This is a genomic window from Occallatibacter sp., from assembly GCF_035317045.1.
Classification (GTDB): domain Bacteria; phylum Acidobacteriota; class Terriglobia; order Terriglobales; family Acidobacteriaceae; genus Telmatobacter.
Genome location: NZ_DATHHT010000018.1, coordinates 221,086 through 236,437 on the forward strand (window position 1 = coordinate 221,086; position 15,352 = coordinate 236,437).

At 59.0% G+C, this 15,352-nt stretch carries 14 protein-coding genes; 6 read left to right on the plus strand and 8 right to left on the minus strand.

Annotated features, from left to right (window positions below):
• Positions 1-5: 5 nt before the first annotated feature.
• Positions 6-1,025, plus strand: a complete 1,020-nt coding sequence (locus VK574_RS08170) for an alpha/beta fold hydrolase (protein ID WP_472799343.1) — start codon at positions 6-8, stop codon at positions 1,023-1,025.
• Between the two features lie 13 nt (positions 1,026-1,038).
• Here the strand turns inward: VK574_RS08170 and VK574_RS08175 are convergent, their stop codons facing one another.
• On the minus strand, positions 1,039-2,481 hold the full coding sequence (locus tag VK574_RS08175; protein ID WP_472799344.1) for a C45 family autoproteolytic acyltransferase/hydolase: 1,443 nt from the start codon (positions 2,479-2,481) through the stop codon (positions 1,039-1,041).
• Positions 2,482-2,568: 87 nt separating this feature from the next.
• Positions 2,569-4,566: a tRNA nucleotidyltransferase/poly(A) polymerase family protein gene (locus VK574_RS08180; RefSeq protein ID WP_472799345.1), complete on the minus strand. Its 1,998-nt coding sequence runs from the start codon at positions 4,564-4,566 to the stop codon at positions 2,569-2,571.
• A 164-nt stretch (positions 4,567-4,730) separates the two neighbouring features.
• On the opposite strand from VK574_RS08180, the gene VK574_RS08185 reads away from it, so the two are divergent.
• The 4 genes from VK574_RS08185 (at position 4,731) to VK574_RS08200 (ending at position 8,681) form a co-directional block, all read left to right on the plus strand.
• Positions 4,731-5,267, plus strand: a complete 537-nt coding sequence (locus tag VK574_RS08185; protein ID WP_472799346.1) for a DUF6982 domain-containing protein — start codon at positions 4,731-4,733, stop codon at positions 5,265-5,267.
• A complete protein-coding gene (gene lpxD / locus VK574_RS08190) occupies positions 5,218-6,360 on the plus strand; it encodes a UDP-3-O-(3-hydroxymyristoyl)glucosamine N-acyltransferase (protein WP_472799347.1) in 1,143 nt (380 codons plus the stop codon). Before VK574_RS08185 ends, lpxD begins: the two co-directional genes overlap by 50 nt.
• Complete coding sequence (locus VK574_RS08195) at positions 6,357-6,737, plus strand: hypothetical protein (RefSeq protein ID WP_472799348.1); 381 nt, start codon at positions 6,357-6,359, stop codon at positions 6,735-6,737. The genes lpxD and VK574_RS08195 overlap by 4 nt, the downstream gene beginning before the upstream one ends.
• Before the next feature lie 129 nt (positions 6,738-6,866).
• Positions 6,867-8,681, plus strand: coding sequence for a bifunctional diguanylate cyclase/phosphodiesterase (locus VK574_RS08200; RefSeq protein ID WP_472799349.1), 1,815 nt, complete (start codon positions 6,867-6,869; stop codon positions 8,679-8,681).
• Between the two features lie 70 nt (positions 8,682-8,751).
• On the opposite strand, the gene VK574_RS08205 is transcribed toward VK574_RS08200, so the two are convergent.
• From VK574_RS08205 to VK574_RS08220, 4 genes are all read right to left on the minus strand, one after another.
• Positions 8,752-9,705 carry a hypothetical protein gene (locus VK574_RS08205; protein ID WP_472799350.1) on the minus strand — a complete coding sequence of 318 codons (954 nt, stop codon included), beginning with the start codon at positions 9,703-9,705 and terminating at the stop codon, positions 8,752-8,754.
• Positions 9,706-9,803: 98 nt separating this feature from the next.
• Positions 9,804-10,754, minus strand: a complete 951-nt coding sequence (ftcD, locus tag VK574_RS08210; RefSeq protein ID WP_472799351.1) for a glutamate formimidoyltransferase — start codon at positions 10,752-10,754, stop codon at positions 9,804-9,806.
• A 56-nt stretch (positions 10,755-10,810) separates the two neighbouring features.
• Positions 10,811-11,518: an acyloxyacyl hydrolase gene (locus VK574_RS08215; RefSeq protein ID WP_472799352.1), complete on the minus strand. Its 708-nt coding sequence runs from the start codon at positions 11,516-11,518 to the stop codon at positions 10,811-10,813.
• A 286-nt stretch (positions 11,519-11,804) separates the two neighbouring features.
• Entirely contained in the window at positions 11,805-12,551 is a 747-nt protein-coding gene (locus VK574_RS08220) for a YebC/PmpR family DNA-binding transcriptional regulator (protein WP_472799353.1), read from the minus strand.
• 410 nt (positions 12,552-12,961) lie between these two features.
• On the opposite strand from VK574_RS08220, the gene VK574_RS08225 reads away from it, so the two are divergent.
• Positions 12,962-13,765, plus strand: coding sequence for a hypothetical protein (locus tag VK574_RS08225; RefSeq protein ID WP_472799354.1), 804 nt, complete (start codon positions 12,962-12,964; stop codon positions 13,763-13,765).
• Positions 13,766-13,804: 39 nt separating this feature from the next.
• Here the strand turns inward: VK574_RS08225 and VK574_RS08230 are convergent, their stop codons facing one another.
• Together VK574_RS08230 and VK574_RS08235 are read right to left on the minus strand one after the other, a co-directional pair.
• Positions 13,805-14,743: a DUF2076 domain-containing protein gene (locus VK574_RS08230; RefSeq protein ID WP_472799355.1), complete on the minus strand. Its 939-nt coding sequence runs from the start codon at positions 14,741-14,743 to the stop codon at positions 13,805-13,807.
• A 135-nt stretch (positions 14,744-14,878) separates the two neighbouring features.
• Positions 14,879-15,331 carry a GNAT family N-acetyltransferase gene (locus VK574_RS08235; RefSeq protein WP_472799410.1) on the minus strand — a complete coding sequence of 151 codons (453 nt, stop codon included), beginning with the start codon at positions 15,329-15,331 and terminating at the stop codon, positions 14,879-14,881.
• Positions 15,332-15,352: the final 21 nt, after the last annotated feature.

Sequence of the window (15,352 nt, forward strand, 5' to 3'; positions counted from 1 at the left end):
TCGCTATGCACATACTTCTCTTGATAATCGGCCTTCTCGCGGCGCTCCTCATTCTCGGCTGCGCCTATCAATTCGTCGCCACGCGCCGCGATCGCCTGCGTTACGCAAGCCGCGGCAGATGGATCGAAATCGGAAATCGCCAAAGCCTGTTTGTAGTCGAGAGAGGGAGTGGAAGCACCACCGTAGTCTTCGAGTCCGGAATCGCCGCCACTCATCTCAACTGGTGCACCATCCAGGAGGAAGTTTCTCAATTCGGTTGTGCCGTGGGATACGATCGCTGCGGCCTTGGATGGAGCAGCCCAGCGCGCACTGAGCGCACGCCCGCGAACGTCGCATCCGAGCTTCACCGGATGCTCGAAGGCGCGCACATTTACCCACCGTACGTTTTGGTCGGCCATTCCTTTGGCGGCATGGTGATGCGCCGTTTCGCGCTTCTCTATCCCGACCAGGTTGCCGGAGTTGTGCTCGTCGATCCGATGCGCTGTTGCGAGTGGCCGCCGATCAATGCCGGGCAGCAGGCCACTCTCAATCGTGCGATTCGATGGCTGCGCTATGCGGTCCCGGTTGCGCACATCGGACTGGCTCGTCTTGCGGTAACCTCTGCTCTTTGCGGTTCCGGATTCCTCGCACGCCGCATGGCAAACGCTGCCGGCGACGGCGGTCGACATGTGCTGGGTCGCGTAACCGGTGAATTGGCGAAGATGCCAGGCGAAATCCGGCCCCGCATCGCCGCGCATTGGTCAAGGCCCGACTTCTACAAAGGAATGCGCCGCCATATCCAGGCCGTCCCTGAAACCGTGGTCGAAATGTGCAACGCCGATCCCATCGAACGCATTCCCGTGCTCGTGCTGACGCCGGGACAATCAACGCCCCTGGACGACGAAGAAATCAACAGGATCGGTAGCAATGTGAAGCAGGTGATCGCCGCGGAGAGCGGTCATTGGGTTCATCTCGACCAGCCCGACCTTGTCGTTCAATCCATCTTCGAAATGGTGATGGCGCACGATCCTCAAGCCGTAAGTTGAGATGGTAGCAAGACTACTTCTCGCCCGCTGAAAACTTAGTCCACGGGCCCGCTTTCATATCCTTGAGAACCGGCTTCAGATAGTCGAACTCGTGATGCGCGGCAAAGAATGGCGCGGCCTGGAAATCCTCACCGCACGGGTGCCCCGCGCGCGCAATCAGTGAGAGATTCGCCGCGAGATCTGAGTCCGTCACCTTTCCCGTGACAGCCCCATCGGGATAGTACGGCGGATCGCCCCATTCAGGAACACCTTTAGGATCCACGTCAATGTGTCCACAGAGCGTGCGCGCATCCGCGCCCGTCTTGCCGGTATAACTGTCATCGTGATTCGCAAGAAACTGCTCCGCCAGATCCACATCGATCTGGCCTTTGCTGGCTGCAATCTTCCGCTCCCAGGTCAAATGCCGTGCATTCATCGACGAAGACTTGTTGGACGAATCAAAACCATCCGTCTCCTGCTTGATCAATGCAGGATCTCGCGGGAAATTCGAACTGATGAAGTAGCCGTCTTTTGTGCGCCACAGCGGAGTATTCTTCAACCCCAGCTCGAGGTATGCAATCTCGCCCGTATTGCGGTCGCCAACAAGCCAGTCATTGGCATAGCCGCCGTTGTTGCCCTCTTTGATGATGGACACATACTCATCAATCGAGCTCGCATATTGCATCGCTTTGCGCGAGCGCACAAACTCCGGCACGCCCTCAGGATTCCATCCGATAAACTGCGTGATCGTCGTCTCGGTGATGATGAGACCCGCATCGTTCACGCCAAAGTCGTCCTGGCTGGTGATGACGCCTGGTTCTCCATCCATCACCATGCGGTGGCCGTGCGCGGGCTTGATGTCGAACATCACGGTCCAGCGTTCACCGTCGGCATAGCTCGACCAGTTGTTGTGCGCGATAACAATCTTGCCGCCTTTGGTATAGCTGCCCGTCGCAATGAAAGCGGAGCAGTGCCCCTCCGGGCGAATCACCGGTGCATTCATCGCGTGCTCGTTCTTGTTCAGCCACGGAACGTAATATTCTGGCAGCTCGATGCCGCCATTCAGCGCGACGATGTCCCACACGTCGAGCTTCACGCCCTTCGATTGCGCGCCTTTTGCGATGCCTGTCAGCTCCTGCTGATATTCGCTGCCGACATGCGGCCAGAGCATCTTGCGGCTTGCGTCGCGATAGAAACTCCAATCCCGCTTCGTGTCATGCTTCGACTCGACCTTCAACACATTCACCAGGTCGGCGATCTCCGCAGCGAGCAACTGCCCATGCTGAAACCCAATCTCTTCCGGTGTCCCTTCAAGATGCACATACTTCCATCCGCCGCGATCGAAGCGATAACCCGCACCGCTGCTTTCCACCGAAGAACTAGCGGGGGCGATGCGCTTCGCAAACGTGGGAGCAGCCGACGTGAGCAGCATGCAGAGCAGACAGAGAAATGAGATGCGGGGAAGCAGTCGTGCCATCCGGGTTCTCCCGATGTCGAGATTGTGCATCGAGAATAGCAGCTTGCCGCGCGGGCAAGCGCCGTTGCCTGCCCGCACCATTTCTGATCAGCGCTTCTTACCGGCCTTGGGCGCCGGCTTCTTCGCAATCGCTTTAGCGGGCTTGGTGGCTGCATGCGGCTTTGCCTTGGCGACTGGAGCAGCCTTCTTTGCGGGAACCGCTTTGTGCGCGGGCTTGGCATGCGCCTTTACCTGGGCTGCCTTGACGGGCGCTTTTTGAGGAGCCTTTGCTGCGGGCTTGGCCGCATGTGCCGGCCTCGCGACAGTCGCAGGCTTGGCTGGCACTGGAACCGGCTTTTTCGCTGCCGGTGGAGGCGTGGCTATCTTGGCCTTCTCCGCCTTAGGAGGCTCGGGCTTCACTTTCAGTGCAGGTGCGGGCTTAGCCGTCGCTGCAGACTTTGCCACAGGCGCAGCTTTTTGACCGCCCGCTTTGCCCTTCGCATCCTCAGCCTTGTGTGCTGCTTTGTCGGGCTTCGCGTTCGGGGCCTGCTTGCCGCGTCCTTTGCGCACAGGTTCTTCATCTTCGTCGTCGCCCGCGTCGCCTTCGTCCGATTCCGCTTCGTCCTCCTCACCCAGTTCTTCGTCGAGCGCATCGCCCTTGATCATCGGCAGGCCGAGATCGATCTCTTCTTCATCGCCGCCGCCAATATCGTCGAGGTCATCCTCTTCGGCTCCGTCTTCAGACTCGTCGTCTTCGTCGAAAGCCTTTTCCTTGACCTTCTCCACGTTGCGCTTCGCGCGCGTGCGCTTGATCGTGATCTGCGGTGGCGGAGCGGGCGGAGAATGCGGTTCCAGAAAAGCCTTGATCTCCTCCGGCGTGTTCAACCCGCCATCGATCAACTGCAGGAAAATCTGGTGAAGAATATCTTTGTACGTCGCCAGATCCGGCGTAATCCGCATCTCCTGCATTTGCGCATAGGGAATCCGCTGCCGCGCTTCAGGCCATGTCTTCAGGAAGAGTTCGTACTTTGCCTTGACGGCATTCTCCTTGCTGGTGAAGCCCAGCCAGAGCACCGCCTCGGGATCGTAGGTGGTGAAAAGTTTGTAGCTCGCCGAAGGCGTGGCATTGGACTTGTTCAGCAGCACCTTGGCAAAGCCGCTGGCGAGCGCGTCCAGGCTGTTCCATTCCTCCACAAATCCCGGCCGCAGCAACTGCTTCTTCAGCCCAGAAACATCCTTCGGTGCCATCTTCGCCGTCAGCAACTGCATCTGCCCCGCCGACATATCGGGGTGTACGCCCTGCATCTGCAGCTGGATGCGCAGATCGTGCAACGCCGTCAGCTTTTCTTCATCCGCCTTGGCCGCGGTCCACGTGGCGCACAGGATCTTCATCCAGCCTTCGGCTTCGAGCGCGCGCAGCACCTTCAGTGCTTCATCCTCATGTCCGATCTGCTCGAGTTCCTGGCTGTGGTCGTGCGTCGAAAGGGCCTCGATTACGTTCTCAGCCTTCGCATTCTCATAGCGCTGCAGCGTGCGAGGATCGAGGTCCCACCCGAGGCGGGCAATGTAGCGCGTGGCGCGGATCAACAGCGCCGGCTCTTCCAGAAATCCGTAATTTGAAACCAGACGAAGGGTGCGCGCCTCGATGTCGGCGGCTCCGTTCAAGGGGTCCATCAGAAGCCCGAACGAGCCCTCGTTCAGAGAAATCGCCATGGCGTTGACCGTAAAATCGCGTCGGCGCAGGTCGTCCTGAATCGAAGCAAAGTGGTAGGCGGGCTTTCCCGGCTTGGGATACTCGCGGCGATGGGTGCTCACCACGTCTACCCTGACTGTTCCGGGAAAACAGAGGTACAGCGAGTGCGATGCGTCGTCTTCACCCCAGGTCTTGCCGCCGAGCTTTTCGATCGCCTTTTTCAGCTTGAGCGCGTTGCCCTGGACTGCGACTTCAATGTCACGAACCGCGTGGCCGCTGGTCAGATCGCGGACTGCGTCGCCGGTCAAAAAAAGGAGGTTTCCGGCTTCCCGGCACACTTCGCGTAACTGCCGCAGAGCATTCTGCTGATCGGCTGAAAGCCGGTTCTCAAGAAGGTAAATGTAGTCGGGCATTCCGTTCCTGCTTCCACACGCAAAACCAAAGGCAAGTCTCTGATGACGTTATGCTTATGGCAGGCCATGGCAGAGGTTGCAAACCAGTACCTTATCACAATCTTCTTCGATTGGCCAGCAGGAACAGCACCATTTCTGCGACTTTTGAGAGCGCGGATGCGCGCTTGCATGCGACAATCCATGCCATGGGCTCCGCTCGTAAGCCGGTGATTGTGCGCAAGTTCTCCCGCGAGTGGTATGCCGGCTATGCAGGTGCCGTTTTTGCGCAGGACGCTCCGGCTCTGGAGGTCCTCGACCTCTCGGGCAAGGTGCTTACCGTTGCCTGGGACGCGGTGAAGTGGGTCTGCTATGTGCGTGATTTTTCCTCAAGTTCTGACTTAACCAATCCAGAACGCCTGCTGCAGAAAAAGTTCACTGTCAGACCCCGGGCGGCGGGGCTATGGCTGCGCATGACCCTGAACGACGGGGACGAGCTGGAGGGCATCACCGCCAACGACCGTTCACTGGTCTCAGGCGCCGGTCTCCTGCTAACGCCCCCCGACACGCGTTCGAACACCCAGCGCATTTATGTCCCCCGCCAGGCAATCCAGACCCTCGAGGTTGTGGGCCTGATCGGCGCGACCGGCCGAAAGCGCAAGCCAGAGACCGGCGATGCCGAAGGCCAGCCCGAGCTGTTCCCTGCTGAACCCGAATCCGAGTAGCCGCGCAGAACAATCAGCCAACTCCGTTACAATCTCCACGATGAAACTTGGCGAGCTTGCAAGTCGGCTGGGCGCGGAACTGCGCGGCGACGCGGAACTGGAAATTACTGGCGTAAAAGGGATTGAGGATGCCGGAGCCTCCGAAATCACCTTCGTTGCCAATCCAAAATACGCCGGGCTCGCGCGCAAAACGAGCGCCGCAGCCGTTCTGGTCGACCCGGAGTTTCCTGAGATAACTGCGGCGACCCTCCGCATCAAAAATCCCTACCACGCGTTTTCCCGTGCTCTGGCCCTCTTTTACCAGCCACCATCCTATCCGCCCGGCATTCACGCCACCGCCGTCATCGACCCGACCGCGCAGATCGGCGATGGAGCGCATATCGGGGCCTACGTCGTCATCGGTCCAAACGTGAAACTTGGATCACATGCGACTCTGCTGCCCCATGTGGTGCTTTATCCTGGTGTGAAAGCAGGAAGCCGATTCTTCGCCCACGCGCATGCCGTCGTACGCGAAAACTGCGAACTAGGCGACAACGTCACGCTGGAAAACGGCGCGATCGTCGGTGCCGACGGCTTTGGCTTTTCGAAAAACGATCACGGCCAGTGGGAAAAGACTCCGCAGTCTGGTCCGGTGCGCATCGGCGATCGCGTCGACATCCAGGCCAATGCCTGCGTCGATCGCGCGACCGTCGGCGCAACAGAGATCGGCAATGGCAGCAAGATCGACAACCTCGTGCAGGTCGGCCACGGCTCGCGCATCGGCAACGATACACTCGTCTGCGCGCAGACTGGTCTCGCCGGATCGTCCATCATCGGCAACAACGTCATTCTGGCCGGGCAGACCGGTATCGCCGGGCACTGCAGCGTGGGCGACGGCGTCATTCTGACCGCGCAGTCGGCAGTGAGCCACGATGTGCCGCCGGGCAAAATGATCTCCGGATCGCCGGGATTCGACAATCGCATCTGGCTGCGTGCCGTAGCGGTCTTTCAGCGCCTCCCCGAATTGCTGAAACGCCTGGACCGGCTGGAAAAGCGCGTCGCGGCAACAACTCCCGCAGACAGCACTTCGAGCCCTGGCGAGGAAAAGGGATGAAGAGTATTGCGCGGTTCCGGAAAAAAGTCGGCACGGCACTATCGGCGTCGGCACTACTGATCGTCGCAGCCGGATGCCACTCCTATCACATCGAAGCCACCGTCGAAAATCGCACCGGCGGCACCATCACACTACTTGAAGTTGATTACCCCACCGCAAGTTTTGGAGTGGATACGCTGGCGGCGGACGCCGTAGTCCATCATCGAATTCAAACCCGCGACAGCGCACCCATCACCGTGCAGTACACGGCTGCCCACGGCCGCCAGGTACTCGTGAAAGGACCGACCCTCTACGAAGAGCAGGAAGGCAGCATTCAGATTGTTTTGCTGCCCGACGGGAAAGCAGAATTTCATCCAGCTTTAAATCCGCGACACTAACGAATCACTTGTCATCGCAGGCTCTCCTCAAGCTCATTCATTCCCGTTCGACTAAGGCCGATAAGTCCAGTGGGGATCAATTTGAGTCGGCACCTCAAGCTTCGCACTCATACGAATGCTCGGCGTTTCTTGCGTCGACATGGTCTTGCCCTGCGCCTGAGTGGATGCTTCGGAGCGATCTTCGCGGCAACCGTCGCCGTCGGTCTGGATGATAGCGGAAACCTTGTCTGGGTAGCCAACGGCCTTTTGCTTTCTTACCTCCTTCTCGCACCAAGGTGGCTGTGGAAGCACTACTTCACCGCGGGCTTTGCGGCAATACTCTTGGGCGGGCTTGCCGTAAATCCCGACGGTTGGCCGAAATGCATCGCGCTCAGCGTCCTCAATGTGGCCGAAGTTGCGTTGTCCGCTTTCCTGCTCCGCAAACGCTCAACACAATTGCCACGCTTCACCGATCAGCGCTATCTCTTCCGGTTTACAGCATGCGCGGTTTTGGCGGCTCCGACTGCGGCCGCCATCGTGTTCGCGACAGCATATTGGCTTTGGATGAGAGGGTCGCCCTGGTATCCCCTGCTCTCGTGGATCACGACAGACGGACTCGGAACCGCTGTCGTCGCTCCTGCATGTGTTTCTCTTTTCTCATCGCACCTGAAGCAGCCGGGACGCTGGAAGAGCTACTGGTGCTTGCCCGCCGCCTTGATCCCGATCACTCTTGTCTCGTTCTGCCAGGTGCGTGTGCCGGTTATCATTCTCATCTATCCCACCGTGGCACTGATTCTTTTTCGATTTGGCCTTGGCTGGGCTTCGATCAGCACCCTGTATGTGAATGCAGTGGGAAGTTGGTTCACCATCCACGGGCTCGGACCCTTCGCGCAGATGGGCTCGGCATTTTCAGTTGGGCCGACAATCCTGCTGCAGCTCTATATTGCGTCGGGAATGTTTCTCGTCCTCGCCGCCGCATCGGTGCTGGATGCGCTGCGCTCTACGGAGCATCGCCTCCGCGAGATCGTGTCGCTTCACAATCTTGTCACCGAGAATTCAAGGGATGTGATCATCCTGGCCGACTTTGATGGAAATCGGAGTTACGTATCAGCGTCCGCTGCTACGTGGGGTGGATGGCGGCGCGATGAATTAATGGGGACGACCAGTCTCTCTCTGGTGCATCCCGATGATCGCGGCAGGGCTGAGAGAATGCTTCGCGATCTGCGATCGGGGGGCAACGGCGGTTTGCTGGAGTGCCGCGCGAGAAACAAACGCGGGGACTTCGTCTGGGTCGAAGCGAATCTTCGCCCGGTGCGCGATCCCACGACCGGCGCTTCGATAGGGATTCTCAACGTCGTGCGCGATATCGCACGCCGCAAGAAAGCAGAACTGGAGTTGAAGACTGCCAATGCCGCTCTCGAGGCGCTGTCCCTTACAGACGCCCTTACACATCTCGCCAACCGACGTCGATACGACCAGTGCCTCTCAAGCGAATGGCGGCGTTGCCTGCGTGAGAAGCTGCCTCTGTCGCTCCTTTTGCTGGATGTCGACTGGTTCAAGTCTTACAACGACACGTACGGGCATCCGCGCGGTGACGTCTGTCTCAAGCAAATTGCAGAAGCTGCGCAGGACGTTGTATTCCGGCCTGGCGACCTCGTGGCGCGCATCGGGGGCGAGGAGTTTGCCGTCATCCTTCCCAATACCCCTGCCGCCGGCGCAATCGAGGTCGCGGAGCAAATCGGCTCGCAAGTGCGGCACCGAAAACTTCCCCATAACACCAATCCGCTCGGCTGCGTCACGATCTCGGTCGGCTGCTCGACCATCGTTCCATCCCCTGGCCAGCGTCCCTCAACTCTGATGCAACTCGCCGATAAGGCTCTCTATGCGGCAAAGCACGCGGGGCGTAATTGGGTCTGCGGTGCCTACCTTGAGGACGAGCCTGAAACCTCACGCAAAGCCAGCTGACAAAGTCAAAGCAAAACAGGAGCCGAAGCCCCCGTTTCCAAAACTGCTTTTCCCAGCCGAATCGTGAGAATCAGTGCACCATGCTCTGAAACAACGAGGACTTCAACAAGCTGTTGAAGTCGTTGTCCGAAGTGGCAAAGTGGATGCTGAGCTGCCCGGCGCTCGAGCTGATGTCCGTCGCCGCCAGCGCCGCTTTTTCCGTTTCGTCGCCGCTCATTTTCTTGTAGACGATCGCTGCAGAGAGCAGCGATGAAACCGTGGCCGCGGCAAATGAATCGCCCGTTGAGATGGTCAGGTCGAACTTCACACCGTGCTGAAAATTCATGCCGTACCACGACGAATCCAGCCGCTTCCGCACCGATTCATAATCCGCTACTGATCCCGCTTCTCCCAGCACCGCCTTCATCATGATCTCGGTGCCGGCTTTGTCCAACACGCTCCACAATGGCTCCGAATCGACCGACTGCATCGCTTCCATCATCGGCCCGTTGGTCAGCATTCCCGCAGCATATCCGTCGCGCACATCGAGCGCGGCCCTCACCGCCTCCATGCTTCCGAACACCATGGTTGAGGGATCGAAGAAGCACAAAACCATGCCGGTGTGCGCCAGCGGAAAGACGCGGTTGGTGCGCACGAGCTTGGGCTGGACCTTCTGCTTGCGAAAATTCGCCATGATGCCCTGCACGTCGAACTGCCCTTGCGCAATGCCCACAGTCTCGAGGCTGTCATTGGACGTACCGGTACGAAACAGCGCAAACGCCAGTTCGTCCACGTCGTGATTGTCGTTCAGACCAGACTTGCGGATGGCCTCGTCAAACTGTTTCAGATCCGGAGGCATGACGCGGTCGCGCAGTTCCATGGCAGTGTTGGAGTTCTGCATCGCGCGATAGTCAATCACGACAAGCTGCTGTACTTCGTGCGGAATTGCCGCGCGGGCATCGCCGGAAAGCTGCGCCGCCGGTGCTGCAACAGTCATGGCCGCAAGGAACGCGGGAACCGAAATCCTGGCAAAAAACTTGAGCACTCTTATCCTCCGGGAAGCCACAAAGCTCGCCGTCTTCTACGCTGCGGGAGCAGGAAAATAGACACCACCCGCATCCCCATTTTACCTCTGTACAGTTTTTAGACGTTGACCAGTTTGGTGTCGGTACCGTTACCTTCGCCAGGCCAGGATAGCGGCGATTCAAGCCGCCGCTCCAGGATCTTGGTTTCGTCGTCGAACTCATTCAACTGACGCATCCATTCGCTTTCCCGCTCGCAGGCAGCTTCGGGTATCAGTCCGACGACCTCGCCCTCAACCGGTGCCGTCTTGTGCTTTAACGCCAGTCTTGAGACCGTGCTGTAAACCTGAGACACCGGCGTCGCCTCAAAATCGGTGATGTTCAGGGTGAGTTGAGCGCGTCCGTGTGCCAGTACGCCAAGAGCCTTGACCCCGTGCAGGCCGCCGAAAGCAGTCCGCACTTCCCGCGCGATTGCCCTCACCACCGCTACATCGGCGGAATCGAAGTACACGTTGTATGCCACCAGAAATTTGCGTGCTCCCACAGCGCATGCCCCGGCCGTTGGGTGCAATCCTGGTCCGCCAAGATCGGGTCGCCGTGCAGCCTCTTTGCGCACCGCGTCGCGCAGCCCTTCAAATTGCCCGCGGCGTACATCGTCGAGATTGGCGCGATCAGGACGCGATGCTGCAGATTCGTAGAAGTACACCGGAAGTCCGAAGCGCCGCCATATCTCAAGACCTGCCTGCCGCGCGAGCATCACGCACTGCTCCAGCTTGATGCCGGAGAGTGGAACAAACGGAATTACATCCGCTGCCCCGATGCGCGGATGCGAGCCCTCCTGGCTGGTGAGATCGATCAGTTCGACAGCCTTTCCCACCCCGCGAACCGCGGACTCCAGCACCGCGGCAGGTGCGCCGGCAATGGTGACGACCGAGCGGTTGTGGTCCGCGTCCTTTGACCAGTCCAGCAGGCGCACCCCTTCCACCCGCATCGCAGCGACAATGGCTTCCACACGCCGGGCGTCCCTGCCTTCAGAGAAGTTCGGAACGCACTCAACAACTGCCTCTTTCATCTCTGTCTTTCAACCTGCGCGCGCATCCGGGATCTGGTATGCGCCCCGCTGCCCTTCTACTTCCAGAATGTGTATCCCACCTGCACCTGGATGCTGGCATTCACGCCCGGATTGCGATCGCCGAGCGACGCCGATGAGATGTGAACCGCATTCACGCCCAGATCGATGGATCGCCTGGGACGCGTGAAGTAGTGGACTCCAATTCCACCCTGCGGCGAAAAATTCCATACCGATGTGCCGCCGGGCACACCATGCGGCACTAATACATCCGGTGGAAACTTGTGAGTGGTGTAGACGAGCCCGCCGGCAGCCTGAAACCACGGCTGCACCCGTTTCGAATGCGTAAGAAAATTCCAGCGGAAGATCACCGGGGTGATGCTGGCGCCGGTATAGGTTCCACCGCCTACTTGTTGCTGGTACGTCACACCCTGAAAGACGAAAGTCTCTACGTGGGGCGCAGGTGTATACGCCTGCCAGAAGGGGATAATATTTACGGCATATTGGAACTGGCCGCTCAGAATCCCCGCGTGCACTGGTGGCGTCAACACTTTTCCCGCCTCAACACCCAGAAAAAAGAAGCGGTAATTTGAGCGGTCGCCGCCGATGCCGTTGCCATAATTCACAAAAGGCGCATACTCCCAGCTGCGTTCATTGCGAACCTCGGCTACCGGTGAATTGTCTTCAGCTACAGTGGCTTGCGCCGATGCCACAGCGGTTCCAATAACCAGGCATGTCAACACAAATAACTTCGCAGTTGGGGTCAACGCTCTTCCCTTTTCCTATTTCTGAATATCAAACTAGCTCTGCCATCTTTCCACGCGGGGAATAGGTCTGAGTTTTGTAACAGGGCACGAACTTTAGTCGTACCGAAAAAGCTGCAAAATGAATGCGGGCTTCAGCCGCTGCTGAATGCTCCATAATCCACAACCGCCTCTTTCACCTACCTTGCAATTCGCCGGGTTAAACCGATATGCACTCTCTTAGAATCTGTACTCCACGAAAAAAGGCCGCCATCTTCAGGCGGCCTTCGGATTGCCAGCCTGCCCGCTCTTATCCCGCCATCTGCGCCATTTGCTCTGCGTCCATATCGAAGTTCGAGTACACATTCTGCGTATCGTCGAAGTCTTCGAGCACCTCGAGCAATCGAAGCATCTGGTTCGCTGCAGCTCCTTCCAGCTTGGTGTAGGTCGAAGCCAGCATGGTTACTTCGCTCGATGCCGGAGTGATATTCGCTGCCTTCACGGCATTCAACACACCCTCAAAGCCATGCGGATCGGTCACGATCTCCCACACTTCGCCTTCGTCGCGCAGATCCTCGCCGCCGTGCTCCAGCACGATGTCCATCAGCTGTTCTTCGGTGGCGTTGGCTTTCTCGATGTCGATCACGCCCTTCTTCGAGAACATGTGCAGAACCGAACCTGTCGAGCCAAGATTGCCGCCATTCTTTGAGAACGCGTGGCGAATTTCGCTGACGGTACGGTTGCGATTGTCGGTCAGCGTTTCCACTACGATTGCCACGCCGCCGGGCCCGTAGCCCTCGAACGTGATCTCTTCGTAGCTCACGCCTTCCAACTCGCCTGTACCGCGCTGGATGGCCCGCTTGATGTTGTCCTGCGGCATGTTTTCGGCCTTGGCCGCGGCAACGGCCGTGCGAAGCCGAGCGTTGCTGTCAGGGTTGCCGCCGCCCTTGGCAGCCATGGCGATTTCCCTTAGCAGACGGGTGAAGATCTTGCCGCGCTTGGCATCCAGCGCGCCCTTTTTGTGCTTGATTGTGGCCCATTTGGAATGGCCGGACATGGAAACCTCAATAAACGTGAAAACGCGGGTGCAGCAGGCGCACCCGCCCATGTGAGTATACCACCGGGAAGGTATGGCGAAAATGGGCTCCAGACGGCCTCTCAGCGAGGCAATCCCTCCCCTCAACGCCTCAAACGAACTGCCTCTCAACGCGAATCTCTGGCTGGGTTGTCCTTGCCGCCAAGGGGCCATCCGCGTTCCCCTATCGGCTGGTCACGGGGGTACTTCGATCCAGCGTCCGACTTGGACATGGATCAAGCAGCAATCTCAAAAATGAACAAGAGTTCATTTGCTGGGTTCCGCTTCTTCCGCTCTGCCACCGCTTACAATTTTGTTGAGAGCCGCAATCGAAGAAAGAAAGAAATCGCTCGCGTTACCCTTCCCAAAACCTGCCCGTCTCAGGAGCCTGCTTGAAGCGCATTCTTTCTGTCCTCTCTCTTCTCGCTGCCACAGCCGGATTCGCACACGCGCAAGGCAACTACGAAATTCAGGTTTACGGCTCTGAGACGCAGGCTCCCCGCAGCACCATGGTCGAGTTACATTCGAACTTCACAGCAGTCGGTCAGAGGCGATTCATCGATGGCGTCAATCCCACCAATCACGCCGAGCACGAGACCATCGAAATCACCCAGGGATTGACCGACTGGGCAGAACTTGGCTTCTACTTCTTTACCAGCGAACAGAGCGGCACAGGTGTGCAATGGGTCGGCGACCACATCCGCCCCCGCGTCCGAGTGCCGGAGTCGTGGCACTGGCCTGTGGGAGTCAGTCTCTCGATGGAAGCCGGGTATCAACGTGCCTTCTTCGACCGCGACACCTGGACGTGGGAGATCCGCCCCATCATCGACAAGCAGCAGGGCCGCTTCTACTGGGCCGTCAACCCGGCACTCGAACGTACCTGGCACGGTCCCGACGTGAATCTCGGTCTCGATTTCGCCCCCGCCGTGAAGCTAAGCTGGAACTTCACCAAGGTCGTCGCCGGCGGCGTGGAATACTACGCCGACTACGGCAGCCTCACCGACATTGCCAGCCTCCACGACCAGCAGCAGCAGATCTTCCCTGCCATCGACCTCAACGTCTCGCCCAAGTGGGAGATCAACTTCGGCGTCGGCGTTGGACCAACCGCAGCGACCGACCACTGGATTGTCAAAGGCATCCTCGGCCGCCGCTTCGACTGGGGCCACCACGACCGAGGTCCGATTGGAAATCACTAGCAGATTGTGCCCGGCCCATGCGTCGTTGAAGCAGTGTTCCTAGAACCCGCCCCCGCCATCATCGGAACTTCCTCCACCATCATCAAAGCTGCCGGAGTCGTCAAAACCGGATCCGTCATCCACATTCTGATCGTCGTAAGCTGCCGGATCAGCAAGGTTCGAAGCATCGGCAAAGGCGCTGGTATCTTGATCTCCTCCTGCGCTCGCATTCTGATCGAATCCGCGCAAGTTGTCGTTCGGGTCGTTTTCGCGCGGGTTGTAACCGGCGCCAGAGTCGTGCCCGGCATCGTTGAACTGCGCACCCCCTGACGGTATTTGGTCCTGCATGTGGTGTTCACTGTGTTCGGAGCCGCGCCCGGGTTCGTCGTAGTAATTGTTGTTGATCACCTCTTCAACAGGACGCTCGCCCGCACCAAACCCGCCCATTCCATAGCCGGAACCACCCAAGCCCCCGTGCCCGAATCCATGAAGAATTGACTCCACGCCCTCGAACGCCAGCGCGCCCGCCGCAACGCCCGCCGCCGTCTGCATGGCGCCGCGCAGAAAACTCGGCTGCCCGCCGACAGGAACATACTGCCCCTGCGGATACTGCGGCTGCCCGTACGGCGGATAAGGCTGCGCCTGCGGCCCTGCATATTGCGGCATAGGCTGATATGCCGGAGCGGGAGCCTGCTGCTGTTGAGGAACTTGATCGTGCTCGCCAAGCAGCCGTCCCAGAAAGCTTGTGGTATGCGCCGGCTGCGGCCTCTGTTGTTGCTGCTGCTGGACCTGCTGTTGCAACTGCCCGATCTGCGCCTTGGCCTGGTCGAGAGCGATGTTCTGCACCAGCACGGTCTGCGCCAGCATGTAAAGCGCATCGGGATTCGGGCCGAGCTTCTGATTGATCAGCGCTTCGGCGTCGGGATCCATTTCCTGAAGTTGCGTCTGGTTGACCCGCTCGATGAGCGAGTTAAGAAGCTGTTCTTCCTGGGGAGTCAACGGTGTAACCTCCGGCGGCCGGCAACTGCGGGGTCGGGCCGCCTCTCGCTATTGAGACGCGATCCCGCCGGCAAAGTTGCTCCGCCTCGAAGACAGTACGATGCCGATTGTCAGATGGTTCCAGCACGCACCCATCTACAGCCGATACCGGCACTTCCGCATCCTGCCCCCATACTTGCGGATTCCGCAGTCCTCCGGGACATCCACAATCTCAACCAATTCCGCTCCTGCAAGCTCCAGGCTCCGCCGCGATGCAATGTTTTCTGGATCGCACGTTATCCACATCGGATCGATGCCCAGACTGCGCGCCACGGGCAGCAGCAACTTGACTGAACGCGCCGCATAATGGTGTCCGCGATACGCCGGATGAACCCCGTATCCGATGTGGCCTGCATACCGCTCCACGTGCGTCGTGGATCCAATTCGCAGGTTGACGGTGCCCATCTCTTCTGCACGATCAACGCTCATCATGCGGAAGAAATACGTAGGCACCCTGTGATGCGCGTGCACCGAGTGGTCCGCCAGACGCAATGCGAGGTCGCCGTGCCGCAACTCCAGCGACCGTACGACCTCGAGGTCTTCGTTCATAATTGGCACGATGTGAATTCT